Raw genomic sequence first — 14,223 nt, 5'->3', positions numbered from 1 at the left:
GCAATACATACAATATTGTTATTAAGTTACTGTACGGTAATTCAGTTTCCTTTTTGTGCATTACTACTAACACTTTTTTATTTTTTTACATGAAAATTGTTGATTTTTCCCTCACATGGTGGTAGACTATGTCTTGTAAAAAATGTCAGGTAGAAAGGAAGGTTTTATATTATGGCTGGCTACAAAATTACTAAAAAAGATGCTTATTATACTTATGAGGCACCAGGACACAAAGAGTGCAAATTATGCAGACTTCATGATCCGCAGGATATCGATGGTGGTAGACTGATCAACGGTCTTTCTCACTTCCTTCCAAGCGGCGGCGGCACAGAGTTCGCTGACAACGCTATGGAGTCCATCTACTACATTGTAGAAGGAACAATGTTATTCAAAGGCGATGACGGAGTTGAGACTGTTCTTGAGGCAGGCGACAGCGTACATATCGCACCGCACTCTAAAAAGAGCGTTACAAACATCGGAACAACAACAGCTCAGATGTTAGTAATTCTTTTACCAGAAGCTGCTAAATAATTCATTTAAGCGAATTATCATATCTGTAAAAAAAGAAATCCGGTTTTCTGATCTTCAGAACGCCGGATTTCTTTTTTCTGCTCCTATTCTTTATGTCATTCTTACATTCTATTATATTGCTTATGTAAAATTCACCAAATTGCTTTTTACTCTGAGTGAAAATCTTAACTTCCTCTTACATAAAAACCGGCATCTGTTTTGCTCAGACACCGGTTTTTGTTATGTTTTCTTCTATTCCTGTATAATATTACTTTTGTATTATGTCTCTCATTTTCTTCTCAATCACAAAATTCCCGATCACTCGGATCATTTATGATAACAGGATTCGGTCATTATCAAGCTGAGCGCCAACACCCTCCTTGAATTTTTCCAACAGATCTGCAACCGTCAGACCTTTTCTTTCCTCTTCTTTGACATCCAGCACGATCTCACCGGAGTTCATCATCAAAGTTCGATTGCCAAGATCCAGCGCTGACTGCATGTTATGTGTGATCATCAGGCAGGTGATCTTGTTTTCTGCCACGATCCGTTTGGTCAGATTCAATACTTTTTCTGCCGTCGCCGGGTCCAATGCTGCCGTATGCTCATCCAAAAGCAAAATTTTTGGTGTTACAACGGTTGCCATCAGAAGTGTCAGTGCCTGACGCTGTCCACCGGAAAGCAGTCCCACCGGATTTTTCATACGGTCTTCCAGTCCCATATCAAGTAAAGCAAGTTTTTCACGGAACATCTGTTTTTCTTTCTGAGAAATTCTGCTGAAAAACTTTCCTCTTGAGGCAGATGCCCTCAGATAAGCTAGTGCAAGATTTTCCTCAATGCTCATATTCGGAGCCGTACCTTTCATCGGATCCTGAAACAGATGTCCGATGTATTTGCTTCTCTTATGTTCTTTTTCATATGTAATATCTCTGCCATCCAGAATAACTGCGCCTTCATCCACAAAAAATGTTCCGCAGATTGCATTGAACATAGTTGATTTTCCGGCACCATTACTTCCGATGATGGTTGCGAAATCACCATCCTGTAATTCCAGATTCAGATGAGACAATGCTTTTTTCTCATTTACCGTTCCCAGATTAAAGGTTTTTGATATATCGATTAATTGGAGCATTACAGATTACCTCCCCGTTTTCTTTTTGCGATTGCCGCACGTTTGGTCTTTGCAAACGCCGCTTTCTGTTTCAGATACGGCAGAGAAATCGCTACTGCTACGATAATGGATGATACCAGTTTCAGGCATTCTGCCGGGACATTGAATCGAAGTGCAATTGCCACGATGAAACGGTACAGGCAGCTTCCAAGGATGACGCCAAAAATTCGTTTTGCCACATGTCCTTTTCCAACCAGTGTCTCACCGATGATCAGACTCGCCAGAGCGATGGTAACCTGACCGGTTCCGATATTGATATCACAGGATCTCTGATACTGAGCCAGCAGCCCGCCGGAAAGTCCGGTCATAGCGTTTGCCACACACAGTCCAACGGTAATGGTAAATACCGGACTGATGGAGGAAGCTCTTACCATAAAGGCATTGTCACCGGTTGCCCGGATAGAAAGTCCCAGCCTCGTTCCAAGAAACCAGATCAGGATAACTGCCACGATCAGGATTACGATCAGAATGGCAATAATTTCATACCAGTTTCCACCAATTTTGTCTTTTGCCAGTGTGAAAATTGTATCGTTGGCAAACAGATTGATAGTGGATGAAAATCCCATAACCGCAATATTGATGGTATACAAACCGGTATTTACGATAATTCCAGCCAGAATGGACTCAACGCCCAGTCTGGTCTGAAGAAATGCCGTTACAAATCCGGAGATTACACCGGCACCGGTCGCTGCCAGAAGTCCCAGAAACGGATGACCCTGCAGGGTTACCATGGCACACACAGCGCATCCTAAAGTAAAACATCCATCTGTGGAAAGATCCGCAATATTTAAAATTGAAAATGATACAAACAGCGCCAGCGCAACCAGCGCATAAATACATCCAAGTTCAATTGCACTCTGTGCAAGTGATACTGTAAAAATTGAAGATAACATAATCAGTTTCCGCTCCCGCTTTTATTCAAATTCCTGAGCAGTTGTAGTCTCTTTTACCTGCTCGCACATAGTAGCAAACATGCTGTAATCCAGACCGATTTTTTCTGCTGTGTCTGTATTGATGGTTGCGATACCATTGTTCATAGTCTGTACCGGAGTTGTTGCCGGATCAGCACCGTTTACCAGAATATCTACTACCATGTCTGCTGTTGCTTTTCCAAGTTCTTCGTAATTTACGCCATATCCGCAGAATGCACCATTTAATGCGAAGGAATCAGCACCACAATACTGTGGAACTTTTGCATCCTGGAATTTTTCAAAAATTGCAAGTTCTGCTGTCATAACGGTATTGTCAGTTGGTGTAAATACCGCCTCGCATCCTGCTGCGATCAGCGCGTCTGCTGCAAGAGATACCTCATCGTTGGTTGTTCCTGTTTTTTCAACATACTCGATTCCTTTCGCATCCAGATATGCTTTTGCATCTGCGATCGGCTGTGTGGAGGAATCCTGTCCTTTGTCATATAACAGACCTACTTTTTTGATATCCGGCTGTGCCGCCAGCATCAGATCCATGATCGCATCGGTATCCAGCATATCAGATGTACCTGTGATGTTGCTGCCCGGTTTATCCATGCTCTCTACCAGACCTGTGATAACCGGATCAGATACTGCAGAAAATACAACCGGTGTCTGTGTTTCTTCTGTTGCTGCCTGCATAACCATTGCAACCGGTGTTGCTACCGGAACAATTGCATCTACGTTATCATTGATCAGGTCACTTGCGATCTGGTTCATAACGGTTGCATCTGCCTGACCATTGTATGTGTGATTTGCATAATCAAATGTCACACCAAGCTCTTTTCCTTTTGCATCCAACTCTTCTTTTACAGCTTTTACGATCTGGTTTAAAGAAGCATCGTCAACATACTGAACAATTCCTACCTGATAAACTTTGCCATCTGCTGCCTCTTCTGTTGCAGAAGTGGTATTTCCTGCATCTTTCTGATCGTTTGACTGACCACCGCAGCCTGCCAGAACTGTTACTGCCATTGCGCATCCAAGTGCCATTGCTAAAAATCTCTTTTTCATCTTTTTACTCTCCTCTTTTTCATGTTTCATGATTTTAAAAAAACCGTCCCAGGATAAACTTATCCTGAGACGGTAATAAACTGATTTATTATCGCGGTACCACTCAAATTGGCGTGACGCCCACTCTTTTTATGTACGTATTCATACATACCGACTGGATAACGGGTTCGGCTCCCGGCATACCCTACTCTCAAATCCATTTCAGGCAGCCCTCAAAAGTCCATTCAGCTTTCTCCTCATACTGCACTCACACCAACGACAGCTCTCTGAAAATCGGTTCGACATCACTGTCTCCAGCCTACTACTCTTTTTCAACGGTTTCAACTTGTTTTCTTATATGTGCTTTAGTCTATTACATTCTTGAAGTTTTGTCAATCAGTTTTCTCATTTTTCTCACATTTTATGAGAAGTATACAAGACTGTCTTCCGGTTCTTCTGCTTTTACGACTTCTTTTGCGTACAGAACCGGGCCTTTTCCACGATATTCCTTGGCAAACTCATTGTGGATCTCTGCGGTTATATAAATCCAGGATTTGTGCGGAATCTCCACTGCTTTGTCATACTTGCATTTCAGACCGATAAACTGAATATCCTCTGCACAGCAGGTCATGGCAAAACGTCCCGGTACCATCATCGGTTTTTTACCGAATTTGTCCGGTCTATATACAAGTCCCAGGAAACGAATGGTTTTGCCTTCGTATTTCTGCGGATTGTCCTGTACATCCAGATAGAAAATGCCGTAGTCAGCATCGGTGATTTCAATGACATCCTGATCCAGATCATATGGAAGCTCATCAGCATCACTCTCATCAATGGTACCATCTTCTCGCTCGTATACGATCTGTGCACGGCGATTTACAGCCTTGATGGTTCTGCGGAATTTTGCTTTCGGTGTGTCATCGGTGCAGCGGTTAAAAATAACCACATCGGTATTGAACACCTGCTCCATCATCATGGCACGCATGTTTGTCAGGTACAGTTCAAATGTAGAAGCATCTACGGTGGCCAGAGACTGAACGATTTCCCATCCTTTCGGGAGTTTCATTTCCAGAATTTTGGCTGATTCCCAAGTACCGTTATACTCGATAAATACCTGATCCGGCTTAATGGTATCGTCACACTCTTTCAGATATTCCTCGGTAAATTCTTCTTCGGACTCTACTGCCACAACCGTAATTTTGTCTTTTGCCAGTGCTTCTTCATCGTATTCTTCATCGCCGTCTTCGCAGGCAATGATCAGACTGCGGGAGCCGATGCCAAAATCATTCTCCTGAAGGGTCTGAGTGATCAGGGAAGTTTTTCCACTGTCCATAAAACCGGTAAATAAATATACTGGTATATCCATAATTATTCGTTTCTCTCTTTTCTGTAATTTTTGCTTTCTGCGTGGTTTCAAAAGAAAACTTTTTCCGATATAGCAATGCTGACCGCACTGCCATATCGGAATCCGTTTTTAGTTCAGTTCAAATAATTCTTCTAACTTATGCTCGTCGATATCTGTACCGATGACACAGAGACGTCCGGTATAATCCGGCTCACCGTCACGCAGCTCATACTCGCCCGGAACCATATCGAAATAGATCCATGTGCCGTCTTCTGCCGGAACCATTCCTTTTGCACGTAAAATTGTGCCGTAGTCCTCAGTATCGCAGAATGTTTTCAGGATAGACTCGATCTTCTCTTTTGTATATTTATGAGGAGTCTCTTTGCCCCAGCTGATAAATACTTCATCTGCATCATGGTCGTGATGGTGATGATCGTGGTCATGGCATCCACAGGTGCATCCTTCGCCGTGGTCGTGATCATGGTCATGATGATGCTCATGCTCGTGATCGTGGTTATGGTCGTGATGATGTTCATGCTCGTGATCGTGGTCATGATCGTGATGATGTTCATGCTCGTGGTCATGGTCGTGATGATGTTCATGCTCGTGATCATGATGATGCTCTTCGTACTCTTTCATCATTTCCTGCATCAAAGAATCCTGCTGCTCGATTACTTTCAGGATCTGCTCTCCGGAAATAGAATCCCAAGGTGTTGTAATAATAGCAGCCTTCGGATTTAATTTCTGAATCTCTTTTACGCAAAGCTCCAGTTTTTCCTCTTTCATATTCTGAGTTCTGCTTAAAACAACAGTTGTTGCATTTTCAATCTGGTTGTTGAAGAACTCACCGAATGCTTTCATCTGTTTGGTTGCTTTCATTGCATTTGCAACCGTTACCAGTGCATTTAATTTTACATCATGATTTTTCTCCATGTCTTTTACAGAAGACATAACATCAGAAAGTTTGCCAACTCCGGACGGCTCGATAAGGATACGATCCGGATGATAAGTCTCGATTACTTCATTTAAGCTGCGGTTGAAATCACCAACCAGAGAGCAGCAGATACAGCCGGAATTCAGCTCTTTGATCTCGATACCGGAATCCTTTAAGAATCCGCCGTCGATACCAACTTCACCGTACTCATTCTCAACCAGAACTACTTTCTCACCGGAGAAAACTTCTTCCAGCATTTTTTTAATAAAAGTTGTTTTTCCGGCTCCAAGGAATCCGGAAATAATGTCTATCTTTGTCATTTTATATCATCCTTTCTTAGCTTTTAAATTTCCACCCTTTGACAGATTATTTTAAGTCTGAAATCAGGAATTGTCAAGGTGTGTCACATATCCCTTCAATCCCATAAACGCAGGGTGATAGGACTCTTTTGCCCGGCGCAGCCCTTCTACACCGCTGTCATCCTCACGGTTGACATACTGATACCCCTCTGCCGCATGCTCTGCGAACTGCTGGTTGATCATCGGATAAGCCCCCGGCACATCCGCAAAAGCCTTTTCGATATGCACCACATACATATCTTTATTTAATTCTTCGCCAATGGCAAAAGCTACCACATCGCCATCCGGCTCCAACCGCAGCAAACCACCGGTCAGATGAAGTTCTTTCATCAGACGCAACGCATTGAACGTCACACACAGTTCGTCCAGTTTTTCTTCATCCTCTTCACAGTCGTTGATTCTGCGCCATTCCAGTCCCATCTGAAAACAGTCTTCCACATTTTCATCAGTGATCGGCTCATACACCCAGTTCGGATACAGATTTTTAAATTTATTCACATGGTTCTTTTTGCCGTGATATTTCTTGCCGGATAATGCCACAAGTTTTTCCCTCTCATATACATAATCCGCCAGGTCGCGCTCATACTCCACCTGATATTTTCCCGGAAACCATTCTTCTAACTGCTCCACATTCTTTGGTGTCGTCAGATGCAGCGCAAAAGGTTTGCCATCCTCTGCAAAATACTCCTCCAGCGTCAGAATCGCCTGTTTTACTTTTTCCGGTTCGCCAAGCGGCATGGATACGCTGTTAAAATCCGTCAGATCCGCAAAAATCAGACAATCGTTGACCATCGCGTAACCGGTTTTATATTTTCTGCCCCAGAGATAGATGTTTGCAAAACACATGTCACAGCCTTTGTCCTGTTTTTCATCCAGATAGGCGTCCATCCATGTCTTATCGGACAGTTGTACTTTTTTTACTTCCAGTCTGCTCATATATAATAATTTTTTCCTTTCCAGACTTTATTGTGCAAGATTTGCCATCTCGCACAGTTTCTGATAAATACCGCCTTTTGCCACAAGTTCTTCATGAGTACCGCTCTCTTCAATGCCGTTTTCCGTCAGCACCAGAATACGTTCTGCATTACGGATGGTAGACAGACGATGTGCAATTACGAAAGTAGTACGTCCTTTGGCAAGGATTTCCAATGATTCCTGCACAACTTTTTCACTTTCATTATCCAATGCAGATGTCGCTTCGTCAAAAATCAGGATCGGCGGATTTTTCAGGAACACACGGGCAATAGACAGACGCTGTTTCTGACCACCGGACAATTTCACTCCTCGCTGTCCGATATCCGTATCATATCCATCCGGGAAACTCATGATAAATTCATGGGCATTGGCTTCTTTTGCCGCTTTGATAACCTCTTCCCTGCTGGCATCCGGTTTTCCATAGCGAATATTTTCCAGAATCGTCCCCGCAAATAAATACACGTCCTGCTGCACGATTCCGATATGGTTGCGCAGATCCGACAATTTGATCTTGCGGATATCCTGACCATCCACCCGGATCGTACCGCCTGTCACATCATAAAATCGCGGAATCAGACTGCACAGCGTACTTTTTCCTGCACCGGAGCTTCCAACCAACGCCACATACTCTCCCGCCGGAACTTCCAGATTTACATGGTTCAGCACCATCTGATCACTGTCTGCATAATGAAAGGACACATTTTCAAAACTGATCTCACCTTTCACTTCCTGCATCGGCTGCGCATCCGGCGCATCTTTGATATCAGGCACCACAGAGATCATCTCCATAAAACGCTCAAATCCGGAATAACCATTCTGGAATTGTTCCGTAAAATCAATCAGCGTTTTTATCGGCTCAGTGAATACATTAATATACAGCAAAAATGTGATCAGATCCGTGATATTTCCTTTTCCACGGGCAATCATCACACCGCCAGACAACATGACAACAACGGTAATTGCTGTTGTAAACGCAGTCAAGCCGGCATTGTAACCGCCCATATACCGATAACTGTTTTTCTTTGCATCCAGAAATCCGTCATTGCCCTTTTTGAACTTTTTATTTTCAATTTCCTCATTGGCAAAGGATTTTACCACACGGATTCCAGACAGATTATCCTCAATCTGACTGTTAATATCTGCAATTTTCACACGGTTCATACGGAAAGCGCGCTTCATTTTTTTGTTGAACACATAAGCGTACACCAGCATAAACGGCACCAGTGCAAATGCTGCCACTGTCAGCCGTGGACTGATATTTACCATAATAATGAAAGCACCGATAATGCGAATCAGCGAAATCACGATATTTTCCGGTCCGTGATGCAATAGCTCCGTAATATCAAACAGATCCGATGTAATACGGGACATTAACTGACCGACTTTCTGATCATCGTAGAAACGGAAGGACAGTTTCTGATAGTGTGAAAAAATCTCTGCACGCATGTCGTACTCGATCTTTGCGCCCATAACATGTCCGTAATTCGATATAAAATAGTTGCAGTAACACTGAACAGCGATCAGTACCAGCATGATCACGCCCAGTCGTAAAATCGTGTGCAGCGCCTGACTGCTTTCCCAATGAACAACCTCAGATGTGATATAACGCACCACTAACGGAATCACCAGCGATACCGCCGCTGCGCCAAATGCAAAAAACATATCTGCAATAAAAATTCCCATATATGGCTTATAATATGAGAACAATTTCTTTAAATTTTTCCTCATTCGTTTTCCCCTTATCATTTAAACTGTAGTCTAATATACTACACCCATGCAAAAAAAGTCAAACCACTAGTACTCTCATTCCCCGACTTTTTCGCAAAAAGTTTGGCTCTTCTAACAATTCTCACATCTCTTGACTTTCTTTCCTGATTGGTTCACTATATTTTTATACATATTGTAATACTGTAAAAATTCTGCAGTGTTCTCCTTTTTTGCACTGTAGATTAACACAGTATTTCAGCAAGGAGGTTATTTTATGACACCAAAACAGAAATATTATAAAGTTGCCGCAGAAACGATTCTGAAAAACATTGAACGCCGCGGCTACGAAGGATGTTACTGCGAAACAAGCGAAGAAGCCGTAAAAAAAGCTCTTTCCTATGTAACACCAGGTTCCAGCGTATCTTTCGGCGGTTCCATGACCATGAACGAATGTGGTCTGATGGACGCTCTGCAAAAAAGAGACGATATCACATTACTGGATCGTTCCAAAGCCTGTTCCCCGGAGGAGATTAAAGAGATTTACCACAAGGCTCTGTCCTGTGACTATTATTTCATGAGTACAAATGCTATCACATTAGACGGTCAGTTAGTTAATACTGACGGTACCGGAAACCGTGTAGCCGCTTTAATCTATGGACCAGAAAATGTAATCATCATTGCCGGCATGAATAAAGTTGCTGCCACATTGGAAGAAGCTGAATCCAGAGTAAAAAATATCGCTTCTCCGCCAAATGCCATCCGTCTGGACCGCAACACACCATGTGCGCTGACCGGAAGCTGCCATGACTGTTTTTCAGAAGGATGCATCTGCAGCCATACTGTTATTACAAGAAGAAGTGCTATCAAAGGACGTATTAAACTGATTCTCGTTGGTGAAGAACTAGGCTATTAGTGAATGTTTCATTATTTCACATTAGACAATTCGAAATCACATTACACAATTTTATAAAAAACAAAAGGCGATCAACTTTCTTCTGTTGATCGTCTTTTGTTTGGTCATACTCTTTTATTATCAGCGTCTCATATTTTCAACCTGTATTTGATGGCATATAACTCAAGCCAAACGGTGCCACACGAGTATAATTTATCCAACATACTTGTGCGGCACCGTTTCTTAATCATCTATACTAATTTCTAAAAAATTCTACCCATTTAAGAAATTCTATATTCTGTGCGGTTGTTTCTGTATTATATGCATAAAAAAGTTTTACACATCTTTTTATAAAGCATTGTGTAAAACTTTTTTCATTTAAAACTATCGTTTTTTCCTATAAATTGTTATCTTACATCTTCTCCGGTGCATCGAATCCAAGAACATCGATACATGTCTCAAGAACGTCTCTTGTCAACTCTAACAGACGGATATAACCAGCCTGTACAGCCACATCTTCTTCTACCATAATTTTTGTCTCATGATAGAAATGGTTCAACGCATTTGCCAGTCCGTAAATATATGCACAGATCTTGTGCGGTGCAAGTTCCTCTGCTGCATTTGTCATTACTTCATTAAAACGTGCCAGCTCCAGCATCAGGTTCTTCTCGCTTGCAGAATGTGCTGCCTGAATGGTGTAATCTGCTGCTGATTTTCCGCTCTCTGCGTATTTTTTCAAAATAGATTTGATACGCACGATGGTATACAGGATATATGGACCTGTATTTCCCTCGAAGGAGATAAATCGGTCAATATCAAAGATATAATCTTTGGAAGCCTGATTGGACAGATCTCCGTATTTGATAGCAGATAATGCAACCTGTTTTGCAGTCTTTTCTGCTTCTTCTTTTTCCATGGTGTTGTTCTCGGCAATTTTCTGATACATCTCATTCTGGATGTCCCCAACCAGTTTTTCCAGACGCATAACGCCACCCTCACGGGTTTTAAACGGTTTGCCGTCTTTGCCATTCATGGTACCAAAGCCGATAAATTTCAGTTCTGTGTTGTCATCTACCAGACCTGTTTTCTTTGCACAGCGGAATACCTGTACAAAATGAAGCTCCTGACGTTTGTCTGCCAGATATACCATCTGATCCGGATGATAATCTTTCATACGCCATACGATAGTTGCAAGGTCTGTGGTTGTATACAGAGATGCTCCGTCTGATTTTAAGATCATACATGGCGGGATCTCTTTTGCATCGGTCTCCTCGCTGACATCAACAACCAGTGCGCCCTCGCTCATATATGCAAAACCATCTTTCTTCATCTGTTCAGCCATTGGTGCGATGTATGGATCTGCATCGGACTCGCCTTTCCAGAGGTCGAAAGAAACGTTTAAGCTGTCATAGTTTTTCTTCAGATCCGCGATGGATACAGACAGAATGTGTTTCCACAGTGCGATGTAACCTCTTCTGCCTTTCTGAAGTTCAAAAGTAGCCTGCATTGCTGCTTCTTTGTAAGCTGCATCTTCTTTTGATTTTCCACTTGCAGTCGGATAAATCTCCTCTAACTCAGAGATGGTAAACGGTGCTTCCTCCGGATATTCTCCTTCGTATGCCTCGTCAAAATAAACCAGCTCCGGTTTACGCTCATGAAGCTCTGTAATGATGAGTCCCATCTGAAGTCCCCAGTCACCAAGGTGAACATCACCGATGACATTGTGACCGATGTAACGGCTCATACGTTTTACGCTTTCACCGATAACTGCGGAACGAAGATGTCCGACATGCAGCGGTTTTGCTACATTTGCTCCACCGTAATCCACGATGATGGTCTTCGGCTCTGCTGTCTTCTCGCAGCCGTAACGCTCATCTGCCTGCATTTCACGCAGATACTCTGCCAGATATTCCTCCGATAATTTCAGGTTCAGGAATCCCGGTTTTACAGACTCTACCGATGCAAACATCTCCACATCCTGCAGACGTGCTGCCACGTCATCTGCGATCATAAACGGTGCTTTTTTATACTGTTTTGCAGCAGCCATGGCTCCGTTACACTGGAACTCACACAGATCCGGTCTGTTAGACAATGTAACTTTGCCGAATTTTTCTTCGTATCCGGCTTCCACAAAAGCTTTTGTTACCTCAGCGGTAATATTATCTAATAATTTTTTCATGTGTACCTCCCGGTTTCAATCTTTCTAATTGACAATTGTTTTTATTCTAACATCATTTTTAATGTTGTGCAACGACCTGAGCCACATTTTTAAACCTGAACCGCATTTTGTAACTAAGATCACATTCCATCCCAAACAACCGTTGCAAATCACTTTTGTACCCATTAGCATTCTCACAAAAAACAACTGTATTCTTTTTCCCAATTTTACCATTCTTTGTTTTTCCATCTTCGGAATAATTTTTCTGTTTTGGTGCAAGCTGTTAATACATCAGATGTAAAATGCCAAGGGCATTCTTGAATTTGCATCAAACAATTCCGGAGGTAACCCATACATGCCAGCATACAAAGTCGAAATCTGTGGTGTCAACACATCCACGCTCCCTGTTTTGAATGAAAACCAGAAAAAAGAACTATTTACCCGCATCCGGCAGGGTGACCAACAGGCTCGGGAAGAATACATCCGCGGTAATCTCCGCCTTGTTTTAAGTGTGATCCGCCGTTTTTCCGCCTCCAACGAAAATGTGGATGATCTGTTTCAAATTGGCTGCATCGGGCTGATCAAATCCATCGACAATTTCGATCCTACTATGGAGGTAAAATTTTCCACCTATGCCGTTCCCATGATCATCGGGGAAATCCGACGCTATCTCAGAGACAACAACAGCCTGCGTGTCAGCCGCTCCCTGCGCGATACCGCCTACAAAGCCATTCATGCCAGAGAGCTTATGACCAAAAAAAACAATCGGGAACCCACACTGGATGAAATCTCCAAAGAAATTGATATTTCCAAAGAGGACATCACCTATGCACTGGATGCCATCCAAACACCGGTCAGTCTCTATGATCCCGTTTATACAGACGGCGGTGAACCACTTTACGTCATGGATCAGATCAGCGACAAGAAAAACAAAGAAGATCGCTGGGTGGAAAATCTCTCACTCAGCGATGCAATGAAACGTTTGAATAAACGCGAAAAGCATATTATAGATCTGCGCTTTTTTGAGGGTAAAACCCAGATGGAAGTTGCTGAAGAAATTCATATTTCTCAGGCACAGGTCAGCCGACTCGAAAAATCCGCGTTAAAAACCATGCGAAATTACCTCATGGCAACCTAAATGCTCTATGGTGGCGCAAAAATTTACGAAAAGCTCTGTATAAAACAAGAACTTCTGCAATTTTTTTCAAGGAGCGATTGTTAGCGACTGAAACAAATTGCAGAAGTTCTTTCAAAAAATTAAATTGTAAATTTTAAGCCACCCTAAAAGTCCCAAAAAACTTTTAATGTGTTTTCACATCGACCAGTACTCCATGAACCACGAAACGTTTGGTCTCCCCAGCCTTACTACAGGTAGACAGCGTCACCACTTTATCCTCCTTGGTCGGATGAATCCCCGTATCTTTCATAGAGGAAGCAACCATCTTATCGATCATTGCCTGCCAGCTGTCATCTGCACCGTAACCAACAGTATAGATATCACTGTCCTCATCCACATCATAGTAGGAGAAAATCTGATACCGGTACACTTTATCCGCGGTATAAACATTAAAAAACTGATTTTTTTCATAAAATCCTTCATCGTTTTTATAACGCTTAAGGTCACCGAACATCGTGGTATTTCTCATATTATGTCCGTAAATAATGGAATGATAATCGGAAAAATCCGGATTATTCAGTCCCTCCAGAAAAATACAGCCCGCAATATGATAGTTTCCGTAAATATCGCTTCTCAGATATTTGGAATCATCCCCGGAATACAATACCGGATAGCTGATATGTACATCATCGAAATTGTCAAACCGCAGCCATGCCATAATATCCGGATTTTCTTTTTTCAGCGCATCAAACTGGATTCTGGTATCATCATTCCAGTCATCCTCTGTCACGGAGCTTCCATCCGGATTGACCACATAGGTTTCTTCCAGTTTTTCAAATGTCTGCTCGGATTCCTGATAGTCCTTGTAGATCTGAGCAATTTTGAAAAGTGCAAATGCCATGACTGCCAGTGCGATCACAATAATCACCAGTGTCAGCTTTCCACCTTTCTTTTTCTTCGGATTTTCTGCTTTTTTCATACGTTCTCCTTACATTCCAAAACCTCTGTTTATCATACATCAAAGCCCGAAGCCCATATCAGGTAGAAGATGAATCTCTTCCACTGACATAAACTTGTTTTCCACATCTGATGGA

The 14,223-nt window shown here is 42.4% G+C and carries 12 protein-coding genes; 3 read left to right on the top strand and 9 right to left on the bottom strand.

The genetic code is table 11. The annotated features are described in order from the left end of the window. The first annotated feature begins 171 nt into the window (after positions 1 to 171). Positions 172 to 531, top strand: a complete 360-nt coding sequence (locus tag LG34_RS07195) for a cupin domain-containing protein (RefSeq protein ID WP_109215502.1) — start codon at positions 172 to 174, stop codon at positions 529 to 531. Between the two features lie 310 nt (positions 532 to 841). Here the strand turns inward: LG34_RS07195 and LG34_RS07190 are convergent, their stop codons facing one another. The 7 genes from LG34_RS07190 to LG34_RS07160 all read right to left on the bottom strand — a co-directional run bounded on the left by LG34_RS07190 (position 842) and on the right by LG34_RS07160 (position 8,983). Further along, entirely contained in the window at positions 842 to 1,642 is an 801-nt protein-coding gene (locus LG34_RS07190; RefSeq protein WP_109215501.1) for an ABC transporter ATP-binding protein, read from the bottom strand. Then, positions 1,642 to 2,574 (bottom strand): ABC transporter permease, encoded by a 933-nt coding sequence (locus LG34_RS07185; protein ID WP_109215500.1) that lies wholly within the window; start codon positions 2,572 to 2,574, stop codon positions 1,642 to 1,644. The genes LG34_RS07190 and LG34_RS07185 overlap by 1 nt, the downstream gene beginning before the upstream one ends. A gap of 21 nt (positions 2,575 to 2,595) precedes the next feature. Further along, positions 2,596 to 3,663 (bottom strand): ABC transporter substrate-binding protein, encoded by a 1,068-nt coding sequence (locus LG34_RS07180; RefSeq protein WP_109215499.1) that lies wholly within the window; start codon positions 3,661 to 3,663, stop codon positions 2,596 to 2,598. Positions 3,664 to 4,063: 400 nt separating this feature from the next. Continuing rightward, complete coding sequence (locus tag LG34_RS07175) at positions 4,064 to 5,008, bottom strand: TIGR03943 family putative permease subunit (protein WP_177957228.1); 945 nt, start codon at positions 5,006 to 5,008, stop codon at positions 4,064 to 4,066. Between the two features lie 108 nt (positions 5,009 to 5,116). Further along, positions 5,117 to 6,241 carry a CobW family GTP-binding protein gene (locus tag LG34_RS07170; protein ID WP_109215498.1) on the bottom strand — a complete coding sequence of 375 codons (1,125 nt, stop codon included), beginning with the start codon at positions 6,239 to 6,241 and terminating at the stop codon, positions 5,117 to 5,119. Positions 6,242 to 6,304: 63 nt separating this feature from the next. After that, positions 6,305 to 7,216: a DUF2156 domain-containing protein gene (locus LG34_RS07165; protein ID WP_109215497.1), complete on the bottom strand. Its 912-nt coding sequence runs from the start codon at positions 7,214 to 7,216 to the stop codon at positions 6,305 to 6,307. Positions 7,217 to 7,243: 27 nt separating this feature from the next. Then, positions 7,244 to 8,983, bottom strand: a complete 1,740-nt coding sequence (locus LG34_RS07160; RefSeq protein WP_109215496.1) for an ABC transporter ATP-binding protein — start codon at positions 8,981 to 8,983, stop codon at positions 7,244 to 7,246. 253 nt (positions 8,984 to 9,236) lie between these two features. On the opposite strand from LG34_RS07160, the gene LG34_RS07155 reads away from it, so the two are divergent. Continuing rightward, positions 9,237 to 9,875: a lactate utilization protein gene (locus tag LG34_RS07155; RefSeq protein WP_109215495.1), complete on the top strand. Its 639-nt coding sequence runs from the start codon at positions 9,237 to 9,239 to the stop codon at positions 9,873 to 9,875. 391 nt (positions 9,876 to 10,266) lie between these two features. Here the strand turns inward: LG34_RS07155 and argS are convergent, their stop codons facing one another. Next, the gene (argS, locus tag LG34_RS07150; RefSeq protein ID WP_109215494.1) at positions 10,267 to 12,033 is read right to left on the bottom strand and encodes an arginine--tRNA ligase; all 1,767 of its coding nucleotides are present in this window, start codon (positions 12,031 to 12,033) and stop codon (positions 10,267 to 10,269) included. Between the two features lie 334 nt (positions 12,034 to 12,367). On the opposite strand from argS, the gene sigG reads away from it, so the two are divergent. Beyond that, positions 12,368 to 13,150 (top strand): RNA polymerase sporulation sigma factor SigG, encoded by a 783-nt coding sequence (gene sigG, locus LG34_RS07140; protein WP_109215492.1) that lies wholly within the window; start codon positions 12,368 to 12,370, stop codon positions 13,148 to 13,150. Positions 13,151 to 13,313: 163 nt separating this feature from the next. Here sigG and srtB read toward each other — a convergent pair whose 3' ends face one another. After that, the gene (gene srtB, locus LG34_RS07135; protein ID WP_109215491.1) at positions 13,314 to 14,108 is read right to left on the bottom strand and encodes a class B sortase; all 795 of its coding nucleotides are present in this window, start codon (positions 14,106 to 14,108) and stop codon (positions 13,314 to 13,316) included. Positions 14,109 to 14,223: the final 115 nt, after the last annotated feature.

The sequence above is a fragment of the Eubacterium ramulus genome (genome assembly GCF_003122485.1).
GTDB lineage: Bacteria > Bacillota > Clostridia > Lachnospirales > Lachnospiraceae > Eubacterium_I > Eubacterium_I ramulus_A.
This window is presented reverse-complemented; position numbering and strand designations above follow the sequence as displayed.

Coding starts and splice junctions, on each gene's coding strand:
- argS (WP_109215494.1), bottom strand. CDS start 12,033: ATGAAAAAATTATTAGATAATATTACCGCTGAGGTAACAAAAGCTTTT.
- LG34_RS07185 (WP_109215500.1), bottom strand. CDS start 2,574: ATGTTATCTTCAATTTTTACAGTATCACTTGCACAGAGTGCAATTGAA.
- sigG (WP_109215492.1), top strand. CDS start 12,368: ATGCCAGCATACAAAGTCGAAATCTGTGGTGTCAACACATCCACGCTC.
- LG34_RS07155 (WP_109215495.1), top strand. CDS start 9,237: ATGACACCAAAACAGAAATATTATAAAGTTGCCGCAGAAACGATTCTG.
- LG34_RS07175 (WP_177957228.1), bottom strand. CDS start 5,008: ATGGATATACCAGTATATTTATTTACCGGTTTTATGGACAGTGGAAAA.
- srtB (WP_109215491.1), bottom strand. CDS start 14,108: ATGAAAAAAGCAGAAAATCCGAAGAAAAAGAAAGGTGGAAAGCTGACA.
- LG34_RS07170 (WP_109215498.1), bottom strand. CDS start 6,241: ATGACAAAGATAGACATTATTTCCGGATTCCTTGGAGCCGGAAAAACA.
- LG34_RS07195 (WP_109215502.1), top strand. CDS start 172: ATGGCTGGCTACAAAATTACTAAAAAAGATGCTTATTATACTTATGAG.
- LG34_RS07165 (WP_109215497.1), bottom strand. CDS start 7,216: ATGAGCAGACTGGAAGTAAAAAAAGTACAACTGTCCGATAAGACATGG.
- LG34_RS07160 (WP_109215496.1), bottom strand. CDS start 8,983: ATGAGGAAAAATTTAAAGAAATTGTTCTCATATTATAAGCCATATATG.
- LG34_RS07190 (WP_109215501.1), bottom strand. CDS start 1,642: ATGCTCCAATTAATCGATATATCAAAAACCTTTAATCTGGGAACGGTA.
- LG34_RS07180 (WP_109215499.1), bottom strand. CDS start 3,663: ATGAAAAAGAGATTTTTAGCAATGGCACTTGGATGCGCAATGGCAGTA.